Below are 20681 nucleotides of genomic sequence, written 5' to 3' on the forward strand. Positions count from 1 at the left end.
AAGCCACATATTTAATTCGGATATTGACTTAACATCCCAGGTCTGTTAATGTAAGAATAGCCTTGGGGCTGGCGGTCGCAGTCACCCGCCTAAACAAAACAAGGAGTGGATCTGCATGCGTTACAAACTTTTTCCCTTCGTAATGGTTGCCTTCGTAGTGGTCTTGCTCCTCTCTAACACGGTAGCCGTCAAGGTGGCGAAATTTGGACCCTTCTTTTTTGACGGCGCCGTAATTTTATTTCCCATCTCTTATATCTTTGGTGATATTTTAACTGAGGTTTACGGCTACAAGCGCAGCCGGGTAGTAGTATGGACGGGTTTTATAGCCTGTCTGTTTATGTCCTTTGTCTACTGGCTGGTAGGGATACTTCCTCCCGCCCCTCCCTGGGGAGGCCAGGAAGCTTATCAACGGATCCTGGGGCAAACACCCAGGATAGTCATGGCCAGCCTGGCAGCCTATTTTTGCGGTGAATTTATCAATTCCTATATCCTGGCAAAACTAAAAATTTTGACCCGGGGCCGGTGGCTGTGGACCAGGACGATCGGCTCCACCATAGCCGGCCAGATGGTGGATACCGTCCTGTTTATCACCATCGCTTTTGCCGGTATTATGCCGGGAACCGTACTGCTACGCATGATAATGACCAATTATTTCTTCAAGACCACCTACGAGGTCCTGGCAACACCCCTGACCTACGCTGTTACTGCCTGGCTTAAAAGGGTGGAAAACGAGGATTACTATGATTTCCAAACCAACTTTAATCCCTTTATGGTAACAATGGAGGATCTAAGATGATGGAGTTCGAAGCATTAGGAAAGGACGTCCGCGAGCCGCGTAAAAAGTTGGAAGTATTTCCCAAGCCGGCTAATGTGAAAACTGTCATCCTCGAATCCGACGAAGTAACTAGTCTTTGCCCGGTAACGGGGCAGCCGGACTGGGAAACGGTAATCGTGGAATACGCCCCCGCCAAATACTGTATTGAATCTAAAAGTTTCAAGCTTTATTTGTGGAGCTTCCGGGAGGAAGGCGTCTTTTGTGAAGCCCTGGCCGATACCATTGCCAGGGACATTTACCGGGCTTGCTCGCCTCACTGGTGCAAAGTAACTGTAATCCAGAAGCCGCGTGGCGGGATAAAAATAACTGCTTCTGCCTTTTACGGCGAGGGCAATTAACCCCCCTGGAAAACCCTCTGATTTCGAGCAGGCGGTTCTGTTCTTCAGGCCCGTCATTAGAGGCGCAGCCCATAAATGTAATAGCGACCTGGAACTAAACCAGGTCGCTTTTTATTTAACTTGTCATGGAAGGTATCACACTTAAAGAAGTAACTGCCGGGCCTTCCCTGGCCTCATCATTAAAGCGGGTCCCGGCCGCCAGGAAGGAGGCATTCACCAGCCCGGATCCCTGTTCTTCAGGTGTTAAACCCGGCAGCCTGGTGGCCGTGCTGGTGATGGTCTTTACTACCTGCCTGCCGGATATGTGCCCATCCCGGGACAGCACCAGGGCTGCAACCCCGGCAACATGGGGACAGGCCATGGAGGTGCCGCTCATGGCCCGGTATTTACCTCCCGGGTAGGTGGAAAGGATATCAACGCCCGGAGCGGCTACCGTTACTTCCGAACCCCGGCTGCTGAAGCTGGCCAGGTTATTCTTCCGATCAATAGCCGAAACGGCGATGACACCGGGGCAACGGGCCGGGTACATGACGCTGTTTTCTTTCCCCTCATTGCCGGCGGCCGCTACCAGGACCATGCCGGCCTGGACGCACCGGCGGACGGCCTCTTCCAGGGCTTGACTCGGCCGGGTGGTGCCGAAACTCATGTTGACGACCTGCATTTTATTTTGCAACGCCCAGTCCAGGCCGGCAATGATATCGGAAATATAACCATTACCCCGGCGGTTAAAAATCTTGACGGCATAAATCTCCGCCCGGGGGGCTACCCCTACTACGCCAAAATTATTATCTACAGCCGCAATGATCCCGGCCACATGAGTGCCGTGGCCATTACCATCCCCGGCCTGCCAGCCGGGGAATTTGATATTCTGGGTACCACGGATGTTAGCCTTAAGGTCGGGGTGGCCGGCATCAATCCCCGTATCCAGGACTGCCACCTTCACCTTCTCCCCGGCCGCCTCCTGCCAGGCCTTTGGTGCGCCAATACGTTCCACTCCCCAGGGGATGGTCTGCTCCCTTTGCCGCATCCTGACTGCCGGCAGGGCTACTGTCTGGACCTGGAAATCGTCTTCAATTAAAAGGACATCCGGGTGTAAGCCTAGCTCTTCGAGGGACTGGCCCCGTTCCGGCATCCGGACTGCCAGGGCATGCACGAGGGGTAATTCGCGTACTACCCGCCCGCCTTTTTTAAGGACTGTTTCATGACAACTGCTCAAGGGCCGGTGCTTGCGGAACATAACAATCTTCCGGCTGCCGTAATTATCGCTACCCACCCGGGACAGGGAAACACCGGCCATCGCTACTACGCCGGCGTAATAAGCCAGCAAAACAGGCCACATGGCTAACCCCTCCGTAAACAGAAATCAGAGGTAGTGATTATGCTGCATTTTATGCATTACTGCCGGAAGAGGTTCAAAAATGCCACCCGGCCGGGAGGAAATTTTTTTCTCTTTTCCTTTTAACCACCAGCCCTGCAGCTGCATATGCTAGGTCTAGAAAGGGTCCCTACAAAGGGAAAAAGGAGGTATCTTTAATGACACAAGAGTTATTGTGGTGGACTATTATCATCATCCCAATCATCATTATCATCCCCATCATCTTCCTGTTCTTCTTGTTCCCGCTAAATGCCAAATAGGAGGAATTTTTAATGGGCGGTCATGGTTTTAACTTCTGGTGGTTGTTTATTCCCATTATCGTGATTATCATCATCCCCATCTTCTTCCTCTTCTTCATCCCCCTCAGTGCAGCCAATGCATGAGCGGGAAAACCCCGGCCCCGCCGGGGTTTTAATATAAAGGCCCCGGGCTTTCCACCCGGGGCTCCTTTATACTGCCGGCGGTACCTTTCCGCTATGGTAATGTATTTAACTTTTTTGCCAGCTTTTGAGAAACTCCTGGATATCCGGCGGCAAGGGCTGGCCGTTATTAATCTCCCCCGCCATCCCTTCAATTAGCTGGGCAAGCTGCTTCTTCATTTCCGGGCTCAGATCTTTGGTCATGTTGTTAACAAAACTGGCCATATCTACCTGGCCATCCGGGAACATGGCAGCAGGATCTATACCCGCTTGAGCCATTATTTCTTGCACGACAGCAGGGTTATCGGGCGTTATGCCCATTTCTTTAAAAACCTGTCCCATGGATTTCCCGCTTGTAACTGCTTCAACTACGCGCTGGCGCAGGGCATCCAGATCAGCACTCATGGGCCTCACCTCGCATAAAATTTACCCTTGATCATTATATGCCCTGCGTTCTACTTTAGTGCCCGCCAGCTGTTATTTTTCCGCCGGCGCTATATTGGCCGCCAGAACGCCAATGATGCGGCCGTCGTCAGCGCGTACAGGAACCGAGACGGTAATGGCCACCCGGTTGGAACTCTGGGTCACATAGGGCTCGCTGGCATAACGTTCACCCCTTATGGCCGCCTGGAACCATGGCCGGAAGGACCAGTTGGTTACTCCCGCATCCGGCCGGTTATAAATAGTTGCCCCGTCCGGTAGGGTGGCAATTAAGGTCTGGATAATAGCTGACTCGCTGAAAGCGGCGTCAAGGAGCGGCGCCAGGGTGGTGGCTTCCATTTTCTTAACAGCAGGGTCGGCGGCCAGCTTTTCCAGTACGGCATAACCCTGGTTAACAAGTTCCCGGCGCAGTTCTTGGTCCCACCCCTCCCTGGTAAAAGCGGCAGCCATGGTAAAGAAATTCTGCGCCATGGCCGTAAACTGGCGCGTATTCTCTTCCACCACCGCCATAGCAGCCTTTTGTTCCTGCGTTGCAGCCGATACCTCTTCAATGCTGGCCGCCGTTTCCTGAGCCACGGCTGCCATCCGGCCGGCAGCCTCGCTTACCTCCCCTACCCTGGCCAGCTGGTTCTGGGCCTGTTGGCTGATGTTGGTCATAACTTCGGCGGCCTTATTGATCGCCTGGCTTACGGCCATAAAATTCTCTTTCACCTGGGTTCCGCGCTGGAGGTTGCTCCGGACTAGCTCAACGTTTTTATCCACCTGGGCTGCTGTCTGGCGCGCCTCTTCGCTAATGGCTGCCGCTAGGGAGGTTATATTCTGGGCGGCTGCTGCCGACTGTTCGGCCAGCTTCCGCACTTCTTCCGCCACCACGGCAAAACCGCGACCCTGCTCGCCGGCCCGGGCGGCTTCAATGGCGGCATTCAAAGCGAGCAGGTTGGTCTGGTCGGCAATGGCCGTGACTGCCTGGACCAGGGTATTGATCTGTTCCATTTTGTTCTCCAACTGCCGCATGCGGCCGGCCGCCTCCTGGATGGAAGCGGCCCCGGCCTTAATTTCCTGGAGTAATTGCTCCAGCAGCCGGCGACCTTCCTCTTCCTTGCTCCGCACTTCCATCCCTAACTCCGTCCCCAGCCCGGCCCGGTCGCTGATATCTTCTGCTAGATTATGTAACGTTTTAATATTTTCCGCCACCTTCTGGGCGGCTCCCGCCTGCTCGTCGGCACCGCCGGCAATCTCCTGGATGGCTGCCGTTACCTCTTCCAGGTTGCGATAGCTGGTACCGGCGCTTTCCTGGAGATTTCGGGAAAAATAAGACAGCTCATCGGCGGTACGCTGCATGCGACCCACCAGGCGGTAAAGACTGTCCAGGACGGCAGTTACCGGTCCCTTGAAGCTCTCCCCTAACTGTGCCCCGCTCAAAGATTGTTCTGCTCGTACCGGATCACCTTCGCCAAGCAAATTAAGGAACTGCATCACCCGTTGCATGGGGCGCATCCATTTTATGTATAGATTGAGTAGGATAACCAGGCTTAAAATTAAACCCAGGGCCCCCGCCACAATGGCCGGTAAAAGGAGCAATTGCCAGCTAACGCCCTGGACGGCAACCAGCGCGGTACCCACCGTCCCCGGGCCCAGGGCCAGAAATAGCAAGAGGATAAAATAGAAAAGTTTGGTACGGAGACTAATTGCCAATTTCTCCACCTCCCGGCATTATTCTTTATATTAACATATTTTTCCGCATTTGACTAGACAAAAGCACGGTGAGATAGATGTTGGTCAGGTTGTCAGGCAGGCAGGTACTCCTTGAGGTAGATCCTTATCCTGATTACCGGGTATCCCCTTACTGAAACCTCCCGAACTATGCAGGAAGCCCGCAGGGGTATATGGGGTAATCATTGGTGTTTTTTGGACAAAGGATCATTTGCCGGCAGGCGAGCAGCCAGTTCGGCAGCCAGTTGTTCCGGCGTAAGGTCATGGTAGGCCAGCAAGACAAGGGTATGGTAATAGAGGTCGGCAAGCTCGTATAAAATTTCCCGCCGGCTGTCGTTTTTAGAGGCAATGATGGTTTCACCGGCCTCTTCGCCGATTTTTTTCAGGATTTTATCCTGGCCGTTATCAAAGAGATAGGACGTGTAGGACCCTTCCGGCCGGGTAGCCTGGCGTTCTTTAATCACCCGGAAGACCTCTGCCAGGATGGTTCCCAGGCCGGCAGTGGCCGGGCCGGGGGCTTCTACCTGGCTGCCCGGGGTCGCCGGGTACAGGACAACCTGCCGGGCGCCGTGCAGGTATGTCCAGCCCCGTTCATCCGGCCCGCTATCAGCTTGCTTCCCCTCTGTCCGCCCCTTTTCGCCCTGCCTGTTGCTGCCGGGCCTGCTAACCTGCAGGGGTAGGGTGTTATGGAAACAGGAAAATTCACCTTCATGGCAGGCCACCCCTACCTGGCGGACCTGGAAGAGCAGGGCATCGGCGTCACAATCGTAGCTGGCATTGACAATATACTGGCGGTGGCCCGAGGTGGCTCCTTTATGCCAGAGTTCCCGGCGGCTGCGGCTGTAAAACCACGTCTCGCCGGTAGCCAGGGTGCGGGCCAGAGCTTCCCGGTTCATATAGGCCAGCATCAACACCCGGCCGCTTTCTACATCCTGGATAATGGCCGGGATTAATCCGTCGGCATTAAAGCGAATTTCCTCAGGTATTTTTACACCCATCTTTTACTCCTCCAAACGTACGGGAACACCACGTGCCGCCAGGTAACTTTTGGCTTCCCCGATAGTATAGGTGCCAAAGTGAAAGATCGAGGCCGCCAGGACGGCGTCGGCCCGGCCTACCGTCAGGCCTTCATACAGGTGCTCTAGCTTCCCCACGCCGCCGGAGGCGATTACCGGGATGCTGACAGCTGTGCTTATGGCTGCTGTCAGTTCCAGGTCGTAGCCTTCTAAAGTACCGTCGCAGTCCATACTGGTGAGCAGGATCTCGCCGGCCCCCAGCTCCTCCACCTGCCGGGCCCACTCCAGGGCGTCTTTTCCCGCCGGCCGGCGGCCGCCGTGGGTATAAACCTCCCAGGAACCGGGGCCGGTACGGCGGGCATCAATGGCCACCACCACGCACTGGCTGCCGAAACGCCGGGCGGCCATGGCTACGAGATTAGGGTCCAGCACGGCGGCTGTATTCAGAGAAACCTTGTCGGCCCCGGCGGCCAGCATGCGGCGAATATCCTCCAGCGTGCGCAGGCCACCCCCTACGGTAAAGGGGATAAAGACCTCCTCTGCCACACGCCGGGCCACGTCGACCATAATCTCGCGGCCTTCGGCCGAGGCCGAGATATCCAGGAAGACCAGTTCATCGGCGCCGGCGCGGTCATAGGCAGCTGCCAGCTCTACCGGGTCCCCGGCATCCCTTAAGTTTAAAAAATTGGTTCCCTTAACTACCCGCCCGTGGTCCACGTCCAGGCAGGGAATAATCCGCCGGGTAAGCACCTTAAATCAATCCTCCTCCCCGGCCACGGCCAGGGCTTCCTCCAGGGTAAAGTTGCCGTTGTAAAGGGCCCGTCCCAGGATGGCCCCTTCCACGCCTTCCTTTTCCAGGCCCCGCAGGGCACGGACGTCGTCCAGGCTGGCGATGCCACCGGAGGCTATGACTTTCAGGCCGCTCCTCCTGGCAACCTCCCTGGTGGCGGCAATATTGGGTCCCTGGAGAGTGCCGTCGCGGCTGATATCAGTAAAGATGGCCCGCTTTACCCCCAGGGCGGCCATGCGGCCGGCAAAGTCAAGGGCCCTTTCCTCCACCGTTGCCGCCCAGCCTTCCACGGCAACCATCCCTTCCCGGCTGTCAATACCGACGGCCACCTGGTCGCCGAAGCGCACAACAGCCTCAGCAACTATCTCCGGGTTGGTGATGGCTACCGTCCCCAGAACGGCCCGGGCCGCCCCGGCAGCGAGGAGGTCCTTAAGGCTTTCCAGGTTGCGGATGCCACCTCCCACCTGGACCGGGATATGGACCTCTTTGATTATGGCCGCAATAACGTCCATATTCCGCGGCCGGCCGGCGAAGGCCCCGTCCAGGTCCACCACATGAAGCCAGCGGGCACCCCTGGCCACCCATCCCCGGGCCACGGCCACCGGGTCGGTGGAGTAGATAGTCTCGGCTTCCGGCCGCCCCTGGTAAAGGCGCACGCAGCGCCCTTCCCGCAGGTCAATGGCAGGCAGAATCAGCACGGTTTACCATCTCCCCAAAGTTTTTTAAAACCTCCAGGCCCCAGCGGCTGCTTTTTTCCGGGTGGAACTGGACCCCGAAGAGGTTGCCCCGCTGGATGCTTACGGCAAAGGTTAAACCATAATCCGTAGTACCGGTAACTATGGTTTTATCGGCGGGGTCAATATAATACGAATGAACAAAGTAAAAGTTCGTGCCCGTGGGTACCCCCTGGAAAAGCTCCCCGGCCTTAAGCAATTGCACCTGGTTCCATCCCATGTGGGGAACCTTAAGCCCGGGCGGCAAACGCTTGACCTCGCCCGGCAGGAGGTTGAGACCTTCCACCGGGCCTCCTTCTTCGCTGGTGCTGAAAAGGAGCTGCAACCCCAGGCAAATGCCCAGGAAGGGTACACCCCGCCACACAACTTCCCGGATGGCTCCCACCAGGCCCCTCTGCTGCAAATTGGCCATGGCGTCGGCAAAGGCTCCCACGCCGGGCAGGATAACGCCCGGAGCCGCTGCCACTACCCGGGGGTCTGAGGTTATCTCCGCCGGGTAACCCAGTTTGGCCAGGGCCTTCTGGACGCTCAAGAGATTGCCCATACCGTAATCGATAATAGCTAGCGGCCGCATTTCGCTTCCTCCGCAAATAACTTTGTCGCAGGCTGGTATTGTCTGACCCTTATCAGTCCAGGCTACCCTTGGTAGAAGGGGGGCCTTCTACCCGGGGATCGCGGCTGGCGGCTTCCTTTATGGCCCGGCCCAGGGCTTTAAAGAGGGCCTCGGCGACATGATGGCCGTTGCGCCCGGCGAGCTTTTGCACGTGGAGGGTCAGGCCGCTGTGGTTAACAAAGGCCCGCAGGAATTCCTCCAGCAGTTCTGTCTCCAGGCTGCCGATCCGGCCCGGGGGCAGGTCCAGGTTACAAGCAAGGTAGGGCCGGCCGCTGAAGTCCAGGGCCACCTGGACCAGGGCCTCATCCATGGGTACCAGGGCGCTGCCGTAGCGGTTAATCCCGGCTTTATCGCCCAGGGCCTTTTTGATGGCCTCTCCCAGGCAGATACCGATATCTTCCACAGTATGGTGATTGTCAACTTCCAGGTCGCCCTCAGCCCAGATTTTCAGGTCCAGGAGGCCATGGCGGGCCAGCTGGGCCAGCAGGTGATCAAAAAAGGGGATCCCGCTGCTCCCCTGCCATTTACCGCTGCCGTCCAGGTCGAGCTTAACGCGAATGCTGGTTTCTGTGGTCTGGCGCTCAATCACGGCCTCGCGAGTCATTTTCTATCCCCTTCCTCCAGCCGCAGCTCAATGGCCCGGGCATGACCCTCCAGGCCTTCGGCCCGGGCCAGGGCCTGGATCAAGCTCCCGGCCGCCTTCAGGTAGGCGGGACCGGCGGCAATGAGGCTGATTTTCTTCATAAAAGTAGTGACACTTAAAGGTGAATAAAACCTGGCCGTGCCGCCGGTAGGTAAAACATGGCTGGGCCCGGCCCAGTAGTCCCCCAGGGGCTCGGAACTGTAAGGCCCCAGGAAAATCGCCCCGGCATTTTCCACCCGGCCCAGCCAGGACCAGGGATCGGCCACGTACAGTTCCAGGTGCTCTGGAGCCAGGGCATTGGCCAGGTCCAAGGCGGCCTCCAGATGGGGCACTACCACGCACGCACCATAATTTGCCAGGGAGCGGGCGGCTATCTCCCGCCGGGGCAGGGTCTCCAGCTGGCGGGCGACTTCCTCTACCACCGCCCGGGCCAGGCCGGCTTCCGGCGTGATCAGGACTGCACCGGCCAGGGCGTCGTGCTCAGCCTGGGAGAGGAGGTCGGCCGCCACCCAGTCCGGCCGGGCGCCAGCATCGGCAATGACCACGATTTCACTGGGTCCAGCCAGCATGTCTATATCAACTGCCCCATAGACTTCCTTCTTGGCCAGGGTAACATAAATATTTCCCGGGCCGGCAATCTTATCCACCGGGGCCACTTCTTCCGTCCCGTAGGCCAGGGCGGCCACGGCCTGGGCACCGCCCATTTTATAGATCTCCCTTACCCCGGCCTCGGCGGCCGCCACCAGGAGCAGGGGCGGCAGGGTACCGTCCCGCCGCGGCGGCGTCGCCAGGGCTATTTCCTCAACCCCGGCCACCCGGGCCGGCACGGCGGTCATTAATACCGACGAAGGATAAGCAGCCGTACCGCCGGGTACGTAAAGGCCCACCCGCTTTAAAGGACGGCAGATCTGGCCCAGGATGGTACCGCCGGCATCCGCCTCCATCCAGGAACCCCGCAGCTCACGGCGGTGGTAGGCGGCAATATTATCCCGGGCCTTTTGAATAGCCTCCCGCAGTTCAGGGGTAACGGCTTCATAAGCAGCCTTAATCTCCCCGGCCGTCACACGGAAACCGGCCTTTTTTAGATCAACTCCATCCAGCTCGCGGGTGTAACGTTCTACGGCTACCTGGCCTCCCGCCCTGACATCGGCAATAATGGCCCGCACTTTGGTAGCTATTTCTTCCTGGGCCAGCAACCGGCCGGCCCAGCGGCGCCGCACTTCTTCACCCTCAAGAACAGGTAGCAATCCCGGCACCCCCTTGAGCAGCCGCCCGCTTTAAGGCTTCTATTACAGGCCGCAGGCGCTGGTAATTGATCCGGTAGCTAACCCGGTTGGCAATCAAACGAGCGGTGGAGGGAAAAATGGGGACCACTTCCACCAGGTCATTTTCCTTTAAGGTCCGCCCGGTAGATACAATATCCACAATCAGGTCGGCCAGTCCCACTAGGGGGGCCAGCTCGATATTGCCATGGAGCTTGATTATTTCTACCGGCAAGCCTCGCTCCTGGAAAAAAGCTGCTGCTACCCTGGGAAACTTGGTAGCCACCCGGCGGCTGCCAGCCAGCAGGGTTTCCAGGGACCGGCCTGCTTCTTCCCAGCGCTGCCGGGGCGCGGCTACCACAAAACGGCAATAACCAAAACCCAGGTCCACCAGCTCAAAGACATCGGCCCCGGCCTCCGCCAAGGTATCCTTGCCGACAATACCCAGGTCGGCAGCCCCGTGTTCTACATAGGTCGGCACGTCCGTGGGACGGCAGATCAGGTAACGCACCCGGTCGGCAGGGAAAGCAAAGACCAGCTGCCGTGCTTCGGTAGCCACGCCATCTACCGGGAGCCCGGCCTGCTGCAATAACTGTAAAGCATCTTCGCCCAGCTTGCCCTTGGGCAAGGCCAGGGTCAGCAAGTCGGTGACCATTTAAATGTTCCTCCGGAAATCCAATCTAATCCACCCAAACCAGGGCCAACCCCCGGGCGGCGGCCCGGGCTGCTGCTTCCTGGCGGTTTTGACTTTCCCCATCTATAATTACCGTTACCCCCCGCCGGCGCAATTCCTGCGCCCGGCGCAAAACTGCCGCCAGGTCCCGGCCGGCCACCAGGTAACCATCCTGTCCGGCTCCCTGCCCCTCGCCCCGGGCCATGAGCACCCGCTCCAGTCCCAGGGCAAAGCCGGTGGCCGGGCAGGGGTAACCAAACTGGCCCAGCAGGCCATCGTAACGTCCGCCGCCGCAGACGGGTACTCCCAGGCCTGGTACATAACCTTCAAAAACGATGCCGGTGTAATAATCAAAATCCCGTAAAATACCCAGGTCAATGAAGAGCCACTTTTCCAGCCCGTAAGCTGCCAGCGCCTGCCATACCCGTTCCAGGCCGGCCAGGGCAGCGGCTGCTCCGGTCTGGATAAAATTGGCCCGGGCTTCCTCCAGGGCCTCTTTACCGCCATGTAAAGTGGCGAGGAGTTCCAACTGCCGCCTTTTCGACCCCGTCAGGTTATACTCGTCGACAAGCCGCTCCAGCCCCACCAGGTCCTTGCCGGCCAGGGCTACTTTAATCCTCGCCACCGCCTCCTGGGGCAGGCCCAGGTCATGGAGTACCCCCTTGGTGACAGCCACCTGGCCAATGCCTAAACGAAAGTCCTGTAAACCGGCCTGCAGCAAGGTTTCTACCGCCAGGGCAATAATCTCCCCATCGGCCGCCACACCCCCGGCGCCAATAAGCTCCACCCCGGCCTGGTGAAATTCCCGCAGGCGCCCGGCCTGGGGTTCTTCATAGCGAAAGACCCTGGCGCTGTAACACAGGCGTAAGGGTAAGGCCTCACGCCGTAACGATGTAGCCACCAGGCGGGCAATGGGCGCCGTCATCTCCGGCCGTAAAGTGAGGATCCGCCCCTGGCGGTCGATAAATTTGTACAGCCTGCCTTCATCCCCGGCCGGAGAACCGGCCTGGAAGGTTTCCACAAATTCAAAAGTCGGGGTCAGCACTTCCTGGTAACCCCAACTTTGAAAGAAAGCCACCAGTTCCTGCTCCAGTTCCCTGAGGGCAGCTGCCTCTGCCGGCAGCAGGTCCCGCACCCCCGCCGGTACCTGGAGATTATTCCAGCTGCCGGTCATTACCTTCACTCCACTGCTTTATCATGTTAACGTATTAACGTAATAATAACACGGGAATGTCCCCTTGACAAAGGCCGCCAGCCACGTCCAGGGGCCGGCAAGTCTGATTAAACCTCTTTATCTCCAGCCGGTTATCCCTGGCGTTAAATTACTTCCTTTTATCCAGGCGATCCAGGATGAGCTTGTAGCCGTCGGCGCCATAGTTTAAAAAACGCTTGACCCGGCTGATGGTGGCTGTACTGGCCCCTGTAGCGGCGGCAATGGCCGAATAGGTAACCCCATGGCGCAAGAGGCGGGCCACGGCCAGGCGCTGGGCCATGGCCTTGATTTCAGCGGTAGTACACAGGTCTTCAAAGAAGCGGTAACATTCATCAAGGTTCTCCAGGGCTAAAATAGCGCGAAAGAGTTCATCAACCTGGGGGTCCTGCAACTTATCCCGGCCCATAGCATACCCTCCCCCCTATATCAGAAACCAGTTCAGACCTCTACGCGACTAATTAACAACTTCGCCATACACCGGTTTTTTCCTCCCCAGGAATCCGTTCTTTCTTTTCAACCAATCAACCTTAACAGCCACTCCGTCACCGGGCCAAAAACCCGGGCTAAAAGTTTTGCCGGGCTGGGGACGGGTAAATTTAAAGCCAAGGCCAGGCTTAAGGCCAGGCCCAGGGACCAGACAATGCCCATGACGGCCAGTTCCCGCCAGTACTTTTTCTGCCAGAGCTTCGGAGCATCCAGGTAAGCGATGACCAGGAAAGCCAGGATAATTAAAATGAGCATTCCATCACTCCTACCTGGTACTGCCCTGAGTGGCGCCCTTGCCGCCAATATCCAGGGTTTTACCTGGTGTCCTGTTGGTCATTCCCAGCCGGTTCAGATACAAATCCACCTTAACCTGGATTTTAGCACGGGTAAACTCTTCGTTCCAGCGGTCCTGAACCTGGCGCCAGTAGCGAACGTTGCTGCGGTGCAGGGTTTCGCCAAGACCAAAGATGTCCGCCCGGATTTCCTGCTGGGCCTTGCGCACGGCAGCCAGGACCCGCTCTTCCACGGCCCTGTTGACAGCCTCCTGAATGGCCAGCAAATGTTCCGGCCGGTCGGGGTTCAGGCTAACTGTAGCTTCCGTTAAGTCACAGTTGCCCCGGATTTCCACGTTAAAAGTTACCTGGCTGCCTTCAACCCGGGGTTTAACCTCCGTAGAGGCGCGGTGAAAAATCACCGAGGCCTGGCCCTGGGTTCTGGCCCGGGCTTGATTCTGGGAAGGGTTTTGCCCCTGCCCCTCTACCGGCCCGGCAGGCTGTCCCTGCCCCTGGTCCGGTGTAATAGTTTGACCCATTTTCTGCCCCTGCTCCTGCCCCGGGTAATTACCCCCGGTCTGTATTGACAAAGTTACGGTAATAACCCCCTCCCTTACTTCCCCCCGCAGCCACATGAGGCCGTTGGTCTCCCTTTCATCCAGCCAGCCGATCAAACGGTCGTCGCGGAAAGCCCCGGCGCCTTTAATGGCTACGGCCTCGGGGGGCGTCTTTTTCCCCTCTTCCTTGTAAGCTCCCTTCTGGCCCTTATCTTCACCATCGCTTCTCACCTCGCGGCTTTCCTGCTCCGGCGTCGGCGTCATGACCACCTGGGGCAGGACAGGGTTGTCTCCCGGCGCTTCCCACATGGCCAGCAGGTCTTTTAATTCTACCTTAAAGGTGGTCCGGTTGCGCAAGATGCCGGTTAAAATCGTCCCGGGCATTAATTCAATACCCGGTGGCAGTTCCAGCACCTTGCGCGCTTCACCCATGGTAATCAATACCGGTGTCGTCAGGCGCATCTGGCGCTCGCGGGTAAAGAGGTCCAGGTAATGAAGCCCCTGCCGGGCCAGCTCCTCACCAAGAATCAACACCCGGTTCTGGGCCCATAAAAGACGCCGCGGCACCAGACTTTCCAGCCGGCGGGCCGCCTGGGCAAAGTCGCTGCCGGTGGCGCTGATAACTTCCCCTGCTTTGGGTGGTTCCCCGCCACCTCCCCCACCCATGGACGGGCCTCCGGCTATGGTCCGGGGAATAGCGACATAAACACTCAGGCGTACCTGATCCCCGGGGACAGCATCCAGGGCTACAGCCATGACAATGGCCAGTTCTTCAATCTCATGGCGGCTCCAGCAGCCCGCAAGCACTGGTAACATAAGAGCCAGTAAAAGAAGGGCCAGGGCTAAACGCAGCCGGGCCTTCATATCCCCGTCCTCCTTTTACCTCGCAGCCAGGCCATAACCAGCAAAAATAAGGGTAAAATAAGCTGCCAGGTTAGGGTCCACCCCGGTTCTACCAGGAGCAGATCGTGGCGAATCTCGCTAATGTTCCGGTAAAGGAGGGTAGCCATGGCAACATTTAACGCCCCCAGGGGGGCTACCAGGGGGCGGTACTCCTTAAGCCCGGTTACGGTGGCCAGGCCCAGGGCCACTACATAAAGGTTAATAGTTATTTTGATAAATACTCCCCCTACCCAGATGGCCAGGAACAGGGCTTCGATGCGCTCAAAAAACTGCCCCAGGGAGACCACCCGCGCCAGGGCATAAGCGGCAAAGGTCAGGCGGGCAGCTTCGCAGCTGCCGAATACAAGGATTGTACCCATGGTCACCAGGCTGAGGAAAAAGGCTATCCCCAGCAGCCCGCTGATCAGGCTGGCTCTCAGGGCCCGGGGTGGGTTAACGAAGGCACCGTAGGCGGCTAGGATGAATATCTGGCCCAGAAAGCTCCAGCTCACCAGGGCACCCCCCAGGACCGGCCGGAAGCCGTTTTCCAGGATTGGCAAGAGATTGCGGGGCGCCATTTCCGGCGTGGCAAAAAGGAGGACGATGGCAATAAAGGTCACCATCAAGGGTAGGATAAAATCTGTGCACCGGGCAATTACTTCCAGCCCGTTGCGGGCGGCATAGACGGCCACGGCAACGATACTGAGGCTGAAGAATAAAGCCGGCGTTTCCGGCATAACCGCCGTGACCAGGAACTCGCTGAATTCCCGGATGACTACCGCATCCAGCAGGAAAAAGGCCAGGACAAAGATCAGGGCCACCGTTTTACCCGTTACAGGGCCTAAAATCAACTCGCAGTACTGGAAAAGAGTGTGGTGGGGGAAACGCTGGGCCAGCAGGTAGACTACCAGCGCCACCGCGCCGGCAGCCAGGGTGGCCACTATGACCGACAGCCAGGCGTCCTGGTGCGCCCGCAAAGCCAGCAAAGCCGGCAAAAAGAGGATGGCTGTAGGCAGGACGGCGAACCACAGCAGGACCGCCGCCTGGCGGGGACTGATATAGCCTTCTTCCCGCATCTTCAGGACCGGCCCTCCTCCGGCGGGGGATTGGAGCTGGCTGGCGGGGTTGGCTTTAGCCCGGCTCCCTGGCGTACCGGGTCACGGTAGCCGATCTGGCTGGGCCGGGAGTTCATGGCCCAGCGGGGTACCCGGACCAGGACGTCTTTAAAATCGCTGAAATTCCAGGGAGTGACAGGAGCCAGGTAGGGCACCCCGAAGGAGCGCAGGGTGTTCAGGTGCACCAGGATGGCCAGCAGGCCCAGCATGATGCCGTAGAAACCCAGGGTGCCGGCCAGGATGAGCATGATGAAGCGCAGCAGGCGCAAGGTTATGGCCATGGCAAAGGAAGGGATGGCAAAGGAGCTGATGCCCGTCAGGGCCACGACGATGACCATTGACGGCGAAACCAGCCCGGCGCTCACGGCCGCTTCTCCAATCACCAGGGCGCCGACGATGCTCAATGCCTGGCCTACCGGCCGGGGCAGGCGCACCCCGGCTTCCCGCAGGAGTTCAAAGGTTAATTCCAGCATGATGGCTTCCACCACTGCCGGAAAGGGAATCCCTTCCCGCTGGGAAGCCAGCTTGACCAGGAGGTTGGTGGGCAGCATTTCCTGGTGAAAGGTGCTAACCGCAACATAGGCCGCCGGCAGGAGGAGGGCTATATTCAGGGCTACAAACCGGGCCAGCCTTAAGAAACTGGAGAGGTAATAGCGCTCATAGTAGTCTTCACTGGACTGGATAAACTGGACGAAAAGCGTCGGGACAATGAGGGCAAAGGGGGTGTTATCCACCAGGATGCCCACCCGGCCTTCCAGCAGGGCGGCCACCACCTTGTCCGGCCGTTCCGTATGATCGATCTGGGGAAAGGGGGAGGTGGGGTTATCTTCTATAAGTTCCTCAATGTAGGCGCTTTCCAGGATACCATCAATTTGAATCCGCTCCAGCCGCTGGCGCACTTCCCGGACTACCGCCGGGTCGGCCAGGTCTTCAATATAGGTGATGACAATATTGGTCATGGTATAGCGGCCCAGGCAAACAAGTTCCATTTTGAGGGACGGAGTTTTCAACCTGCGCCGGAGGAGGGCGGTATTAGTGCGTAAGCTCTCAATGAAGCTTTCCCGCGGGCCCCGGACCACACTCTCGGTAATAGGCTCATCAATAGTACGGTGTTCCCAGGAACGGGTGCTTAAGGCCAGGCCTTTATTATACCCATCCAGGAGCAGGACCGTATCCCCGTCCAGGACGTGTTTAACCACAGCCCCCATGTTATCAACCACGGCCACATCCGTCAAGGGCATGATGGTTTCCATAACTGCGGCCAGGTCCCGGGTTCTGTCTGCCAGTTCCCGGGCCAGCTGCGGGGGTGCCTGCTGCAGGGTGCGCATCAGGGTATCTTCAATGAGCTTTTTGTCGACCAGGCCGTCAATATAAAAAAGGGCTGCTTTAATAGCCTGGCCGAGGTAAAAATCGCGGTGGACGACATCGCTGCATTTGGCAAAGATTCTCTGCAGCTGTTCCAGGTTGAGTTTCAGTTCGGCAGTGAGCTGGTATGCCTCCAGGGGCGGGTAAGGTGCCTTTTGAGCCTTACTACCCTGGGACTGGCCCTGTTTATCCTGCTGTCCCGGAGGCTTCCGGCGGCGGAAAAGAGCCGCCCTTAAGGGCTTGCGGTAAGGACCGGGCAAAGTTCCTCCCTCCTTTAAGTGGAAACCGGTTAATACCAGCACTGGTTAGCTTTCACCGGGGGAGGAAACTTTATGCACTTTCAGGTGCCCCGGCCGGGTTGCCCCGGTTTTAACTTGGGCCGCGTGGGTTAGTTAAACCTGGCGTACCGGAACTTTAAGAACTTACAGGGCCCGGTAACCAATATCGCGGCGGTAGTGCATGCCCGCAAAATTGATGGCCTTTATACCGGTATAAACGCGGTCCAGGGCGGCCTGTAAATCTTCACCCCGGGCTGTAACACATAATACCCGTCCCCCGGCAGTTACTACCTGCCCGTCTACCAGAGCCGTACCGGCGTGGAAAACCTCTACTCCAGGCGGCACTGCCTCCAGCCCCGTAATGGCTTCACCCCTGGCATAAGGTCCGGGATAACCGCCTGCCGCCAGGACCACCCCGGCTGCCGCCCCCGGGTACCAGTCAATCTTTGTTCCGGCCAGCTCACCGTTTATGGTAGCCAGCATCAGTTCCACCAGGTCACTTTGTAAAAGCAGCATCAACGGCTGGGTTTCCGGATCGCCAAAACGACAGTTAAATTCCAGGACTTTGGGGCCCTCGCGGGTGAGCATCAGCCCGGCGTAGAGGACGCCGCGGTAGGGGCAGCCGGCCGCGGCCATAGCCCGGACTGTAGGCCGGAGAATCTTTTCTTCTACCTCCCCGGCTATTTCCGGAGTGTAAAAGGGGACAGGGGCGTAGGCGCCCATGCCGCCGGTATTGGGGCCGGTATCTCCTTCCCCCACCCGCTTGTGGTCCTGGGAAGGCAAGAGGGGGATCACCGTTTCCCCGTCGCAGAGGGCCAGGATGCTGACCTCTTCGCCTTCCAGGTGCTCTTCAATAATCACCCGCTGCCCGGCAGGGCCAAACCGGCCGCCGAACATGGCCGTTACTGCTTCCCTGGCCGTGGCCGTGTCCGGAGCCACCACCACCCCTTTACCGGCGGCCAGGCCGTCGGCCTTGACGACCACCGGGCCGGGATGTTCCTCCAGGTAGGCCAGGGCCGCCCCGGCCTCCATAAAGGCGGCATGGCGGGCCGTGGGGATGCCCGCCGCCTGCATTAACTCTTTGGCAAAAATCTTGCTCCCTTCCAGCCGGGCCGCCGCCCGGGAGGGGCCAAAAACAGGTAACCCTGCGGCCTGGAAGGCATCGACAATGCCGGCCACCAGGGGTGCTTCGGGACCCACCACGGTAAGATCGATGCCTGCCCGGCGGGCGAAGGCCAAAAGCCCCTCAATGTCACCGGCGGCAACGGGCACGCAGGTGGCCAGCCCGGCTATCCCGGCATTGCCAGGCGCGCAATAGATTTCTGTAACCAGGGGACTCCGGGCAATCTTCCACACCAGGGCGTGTTCCCGACCGCCGCCGCCGACTACCAGAATACGCATTTTGCCGTGCCCTCCCCTTAATGCCGGAAATGACGTATGCCGGTAAAGACCATGGCTATACGGGCGGCATCGGCCGCCTTAATGGACTCTTCGTCGCGGACGGAGCCGCCGGGCTGGATGATGGCCGTGATCCCGGCCTTAGCTGCCAGTTCCACTGTGTCGCTGAAGGGGAAGAAGGCATCAGAAGCGAGAACAGCCCCTTTCGCCCCGGCCCCGGCCTGCTCCAGAGCTATGCGCGCTGCACCAACCCGGTTCATCTGGCCGGCACCAATGCCCAAAGTAACGCCGTCCTTAGCCACCACAATGGCGTTGGACTTGACGTGCTTCACCACCTGCCAGGCAAAGAGTAAATCCTCCATCTCCCTGGCTTCAGGTTTACGGGTCGTTACTACCTTGAGGCGCTCGGGGTCGAGGACATGGTAATCCGGCTCCTGGACCAGGAAGCCGCCGCTGACGGGCCTTACCTGGTATTCCTGGACGCGGTAGGCAGCCCTCTCGCCTGCGGCAAGCAAGCGCAGGTTGGGTTTCCCTTTAAGGATTTCCAGGGCTTCCGGGGTAAAATCAGGGGCGATGACAGCTTCCAGGAATATCTCCGTCATTTCCCTGGCTGTAGCGGCATCCACCGTCCGGTTCAGGGCTACGATGCCGCCAAAGGCGGAAACAGGATCGGCCGCGTAGGCCAGGCGGTAGGCCTGGGATGGAGTTGTAGCCCGGGCTACGCCGCAGGGATTGGTGTGCTTGATGATAGCCGCTACCGGCTCTTTAAAGTCAGAGGCCAGGTTCCAGGCAGCGTCCAGGTCCATGAGGTTGTTGTAAGAAAGCTCCTTGCCCTGGAGCTGCCGCGCCCCGGCCAGGCTGCCGGGGGGTACGGCGGGCAAACGATAAAAAGCGGCCTGCTGGTGAGGATTCTCACCATAACGAAGGTCCTGGACCTTCTCGCCGCTGAGGATAAAGTGAACAGGAAAAGGCTCTTCATTGCGGATAAGGCGCTGGAAATAGGCGGCGATGGCCGCATCGTAAGCAGCTGTGTGGGCGAAGGCCGCCGCCGCCAGGCGCCGCCGGGTGGCCGGGCTTAAATTCCCCTTCTCCCGCAGTTCGGCCAGCACCTCGCTGTAGCTGGCCGGGTCAACGACCACCGCCACTCTCTCGTGATTCTTGGCTGCTGCCCGGACCATCGTTGGGCCGCCGATGTCGATGTTCTCGATAGCCTCCTCCGGCGTTACCCCTGGCCGGGCAATGGTTTCCCGGAAGGGGTAGAGGTTGACCACCACCAGGTCAATGGGCTGGATGCCCTGCTCCTGGAGCTGATCCAGGTGTTCCGGCGTCGGCCGGGCCAGGATACCCCCATGGATTTTAGGGTGGAGGGTTTTGACACGGCCGTCAAGGATCTCAGGAAAACCGGTAACGGCTGCGACTTCGGTAACGGGCAAACCGGCTGCGGTCAAGGTGCGGGCGGTACCGCCGGTAGAAATAAGCTCCCATCCCAGCTCTACCAGCCCCCTAGCCAGATCCACCAGGCCGGTCTTGTCGGAAACACTAAGAAGCGCCCTTTTCGGCATATGTATAGCTCGCCTCCTATGAAATAACTCGACTTGCCGCCATGAGCGGCTCCTTCAAATTTTCACTGCGACCCGCCGGCCGTGGAGGGTAACCCTGCCTTCGGCCAGCCATTTGATAACCTCGGGGTAAAGGCGGTGTTCTTCCACCAGGATGCGGGCCGCCAGGGTTTCCGGGGTGTCGTCGTCCTTTACCGGTACCACCGCCTGGGCGATGATGGGGCCCGTATCGGTGCCGGCGTCAACAAAGTGGACGGTGCAGCCGGAAAACTTGACACCGTATTCCCAGGCCTGGCGCTGGGCGTTGAGGCCGGGAAAGGCCGGCAGCAGGGCCGGGTGAATGTTGATTACCGCCCCCGGAAACTGATCGAGAAAATCCTGGCTGAGGAGCCGCATAAAGCCGGCCAGGACTACCAGCTTTACCCCCTCTTTTTTTAAGACCGCCGCCAGGGCCCGGTCATAGGCCTGGCGGGATGGGTATTCCCGGGGTACGAGGCAACAGGCCTTGAGTCCCCGCTGCCGGGCCAGTTCCAGAGCGCGGGCTTCCGGGCGGTCGCTGATGACCACCTGGATGCGGGCGGGAACGCGGCCGGCAGCTATAGCGTCGGCAATGGCCTCCATGTTACTGCCCCGGCCGGAAACCAGGATGCCGATGGGTAAAGGTAATGCAGCAGCCATACTCTTTCCTCCGGAAATAACTTTGT

General features: G+C 58.7%; 21 protein-coding genes. 2 read left to right on the forward strand and 19 right to left on the reverse strand.

Translation table 11 applies throughout. From position 1 onward, the window contains the following. Positions 1–115 precede the first annotated feature (115 nt). Both MOMUL_RS09100 and queF read left to right on the forward strand, forming a co-directional pair. Complete coding sequence (locus MOMUL_RS09100) at positions 116–796, forward strand: queuosine precursor transporter (protein WP_062284307.1); 681 nt, start codon at positions 116–118, stop codon at positions 794–796. Beyond that, entirely contained in the window at positions 793–1173 is a 381-nt protein-coding gene (queF, locus tag MOMUL_RS09105; RefSeq protein WP_153018333.1) for a preQ(1) synthase, read from the forward strand. Before MOMUL_RS09100 ends, queF begins: the two co-directional genes overlap by 4 nt. Before the next feature lie 115 nt (positions 1174–1288). Here the strand turns inward: queF and MOMUL_RS09110 are convergent, their stop codons facing one another. The 19 genes from MOMUL_RS09110 to purN form a co-directional block, all read right to left on the reverse strand. Continuing rightward, positions 1289–2512 (reverse strand): S8 family peptidase, encoded by a 1224-nt coding sequence (locus MOMUL_RS09110; protein WP_062284309.1) that lies wholly within the window; start codon positions 2510–2512, stop codon positions 1289–1291. A 524-nt stretch (positions 2513–3036) separates the two neighbouring features. Beyond that, positions 3037–3372, reverse strand: coding sequence for a hypothetical protein (locus MOMUL_RS09115; RefSeq protein WP_062284311.1), 336 nt, complete (start codon positions 3370–3372; stop codon positions 3037–3039). A 72-nt stretch (positions 3373–3444) separates the two neighbouring features. Then, complete coding sequence (locus MOMUL_RS09120) at positions 3445–5103, reverse strand: methyl-accepting chemotaxis protein (protein ID WP_062284312.1); 1659 nt, start codon at positions 5101–5103, stop codon at positions 3445–3447. A gap of 200 nt (positions 5104–5303) precedes the next feature. Further along, entirely contained in the window at positions 5304–6119 is an 816-nt protein-coding gene (hisI, locus tag MOMUL_RS09125; RefSeq protein ID WP_062284314.1) for a phosphoribosyl-AMP cyclohydrolase, read from the reverse strand. Positions 6120–6122: 3 nt separating this feature from the next. Further along, the gene (hisF, locus tag MOMUL_RS09130) at positions 6123–6887 is read right to left on the reverse strand and encodes an imidazole glycerol phosphate synthase subunit HisF (RefSeq protein ID WP_062284316.1); all 765 of its coding nucleotides are present in this window, start codon (positions 6885–6887) and stop codon (positions 6123–6125) included. Between the two features lie 6 nt (positions 6888–6893). After that, on the reverse strand, positions 6894–7625 hold the full coding sequence (gene hisA / locus MOMUL_RS09135; protein ID WP_062284318.1) for a 1-(5-phosphoribosyl)-5-[(5-phosphoribosylamino)methylideneamino]imidazole-4-carboxamide isomerase: 732 nt from the start codon (positions 7623–7625) through the stop codon (positions 6894–6896). Continuing rightward, positions 7603–8235 (reverse strand): imidazole glycerol phosphate synthase subunit HisH, encoded by a 633-nt coding sequence (gene hisH / locus MOMUL_RS09140; protein ID WP_062284320.1) that lies wholly within the window; start codon positions 8233–8235, stop codon positions 7603–7605. Before hisH ends, hisA begins: the two co-directional genes overlap by 23 nt. 52 nt (positions 8236–8287) lie before the next feature. Further along, a complete protein-coding gene (hisB, locus tag MOMUL_RS09145; RefSeq protein WP_062284321.1) occupies positions 8288–8878 on the reverse strand; it encodes an imidazoleglycerol-phosphate dehydratase HisB in 591 nt (196 codons plus the stop codon). Then, positions 8875–10164, reverse strand: a complete 1290-nt coding sequence (gene hisD / locus MOMUL_RS09150) for a histidinol dehydrogenase (RefSeq protein ID WP_062284323.1) — start codon at positions 10162–10164, stop codon at positions 8875–8877. The genes hisB and hisD overlap by 4 nt, the downstream gene beginning before the upstream one ends. Beyond that, positions 10148–10834, reverse strand: a complete 687-nt coding sequence (gene hisG, locus MOMUL_RS09155; RefSeq protein WP_062284324.1) for an ATP phosphoribosyltransferase — start codon at positions 10832–10834, stop codon at positions 10148–10150. The genes hisD and hisG overlap by 17 nt, the downstream gene beginning before the upstream one ends. A 25-nt stretch (positions 10835–10859) precedes the next feature. Continuing rightward, on the reverse strand, positions 10860–12026 hold the full coding sequence (gene hisZ / locus MOMUL_RS09160) for an ATP phosphoribosyltransferase regulatory subunit (protein WP_062284326.1): 1167 nt from the start codon (positions 12024–12026) through the stop codon (positions 10860–10862). Between the two features lie 148 nt (positions 12027–12174). Then, positions 12175–12471, reverse strand: coding sequence for a YerC/YecD family TrpR-related protein (locus MOMUL_RS09165; protein WP_062284329.1), 297 nt, complete (start codon positions 12469–12471; stop codon positions 12175–12177). Positions 12472–12578: 107 nt separating this feature from the next. Continuing rightward, a complete protein-coding gene (locus tag MOMUL_RS09170; RefSeq protein WP_062284331.1) occupies positions 12579–12806 on the reverse strand; it encodes a hypothetical protein in 228 nt (75 codons plus the stop codon). A gap of 10 nt (positions 12807–12816) precedes the next feature. After that, positions 12817–14244, reverse strand: a complete 1428-nt coding sequence (locus MOMUL_RS09175) for a Ger(x)C family spore germination protein (RefSeq protein WP_062284333.1) — start codon at positions 14242–14244, stop codon at positions 12817–12819. Beyond that, a complete protein-coding gene (locus MOMUL_RS09180; protein ID WP_062284334.1) occupies positions 14241–15338 on the reverse strand; it encodes a GerAB/ArcD/ProY family transporter in 1098 nt (365 codons plus the stop codon). Before MOMUL_RS09180 ends, MOMUL_RS09175 begins: the two co-directional genes overlap by 4 nt. Positions 15339–15340: 2 nt before the next feature. Then, positions 15341–17002 (reverse strand): spore germination protein, encoded by a 1662-nt coding sequence (locus tag MOMUL_RS09185; RefSeq protein ID WP_062284338.1) that lies wholly within the window; start codon positions 17000–17002, stop codon positions 15341–15343. A gap of 162 nt (positions 17003–17164) precedes the next feature. Continuing rightward, on the reverse strand, positions 17165–18421 hold the full coding sequence (purD, locus tag MOMUL_RS09190; RefSeq protein WP_062284340.1) for a phosphoribosylamine--glycine ligase: 1257 nt from the start codon (positions 18419–18421) through the stop codon (positions 17165–17167). Positions 18422–18438: 17 nt separating this feature from the next. Then, complete coding sequence (gene purH, locus MOMUL_RS09195) at positions 18439–19980, reverse strand: bifunctional phosphoribosylaminoimidazolecarboxamide formyltransferase/IMP cyclohydrolase (protein ID WP_062284342.1); 1542 nt, start codon at positions 19978–19980, stop codon at positions 18439–18441. A 54-nt stretch (positions 19981–20034) separates the two neighbouring features. Next, complete coding sequence (gene purN, locus MOMUL_RS09200) at positions 20035–20655, reverse strand: phosphoribosylglycinamide formyltransferase (RefSeq protein ID WP_062284343.1); 621 nt, start codon at positions 20653–20655, stop codon at positions 20035–20037. Positions 20656–20681 lie beyond the last annotated feature (26 nt).

It is taken from the genome of Moorella mulderi DSM 14980, assembly GCF_001594015.1.
Classification (GTDB): Bacteria; Bacillota; DSM-521; order Neomoorellales; family Neomoorellaceae; genus Neomoorella; species Neomoorella mulderi.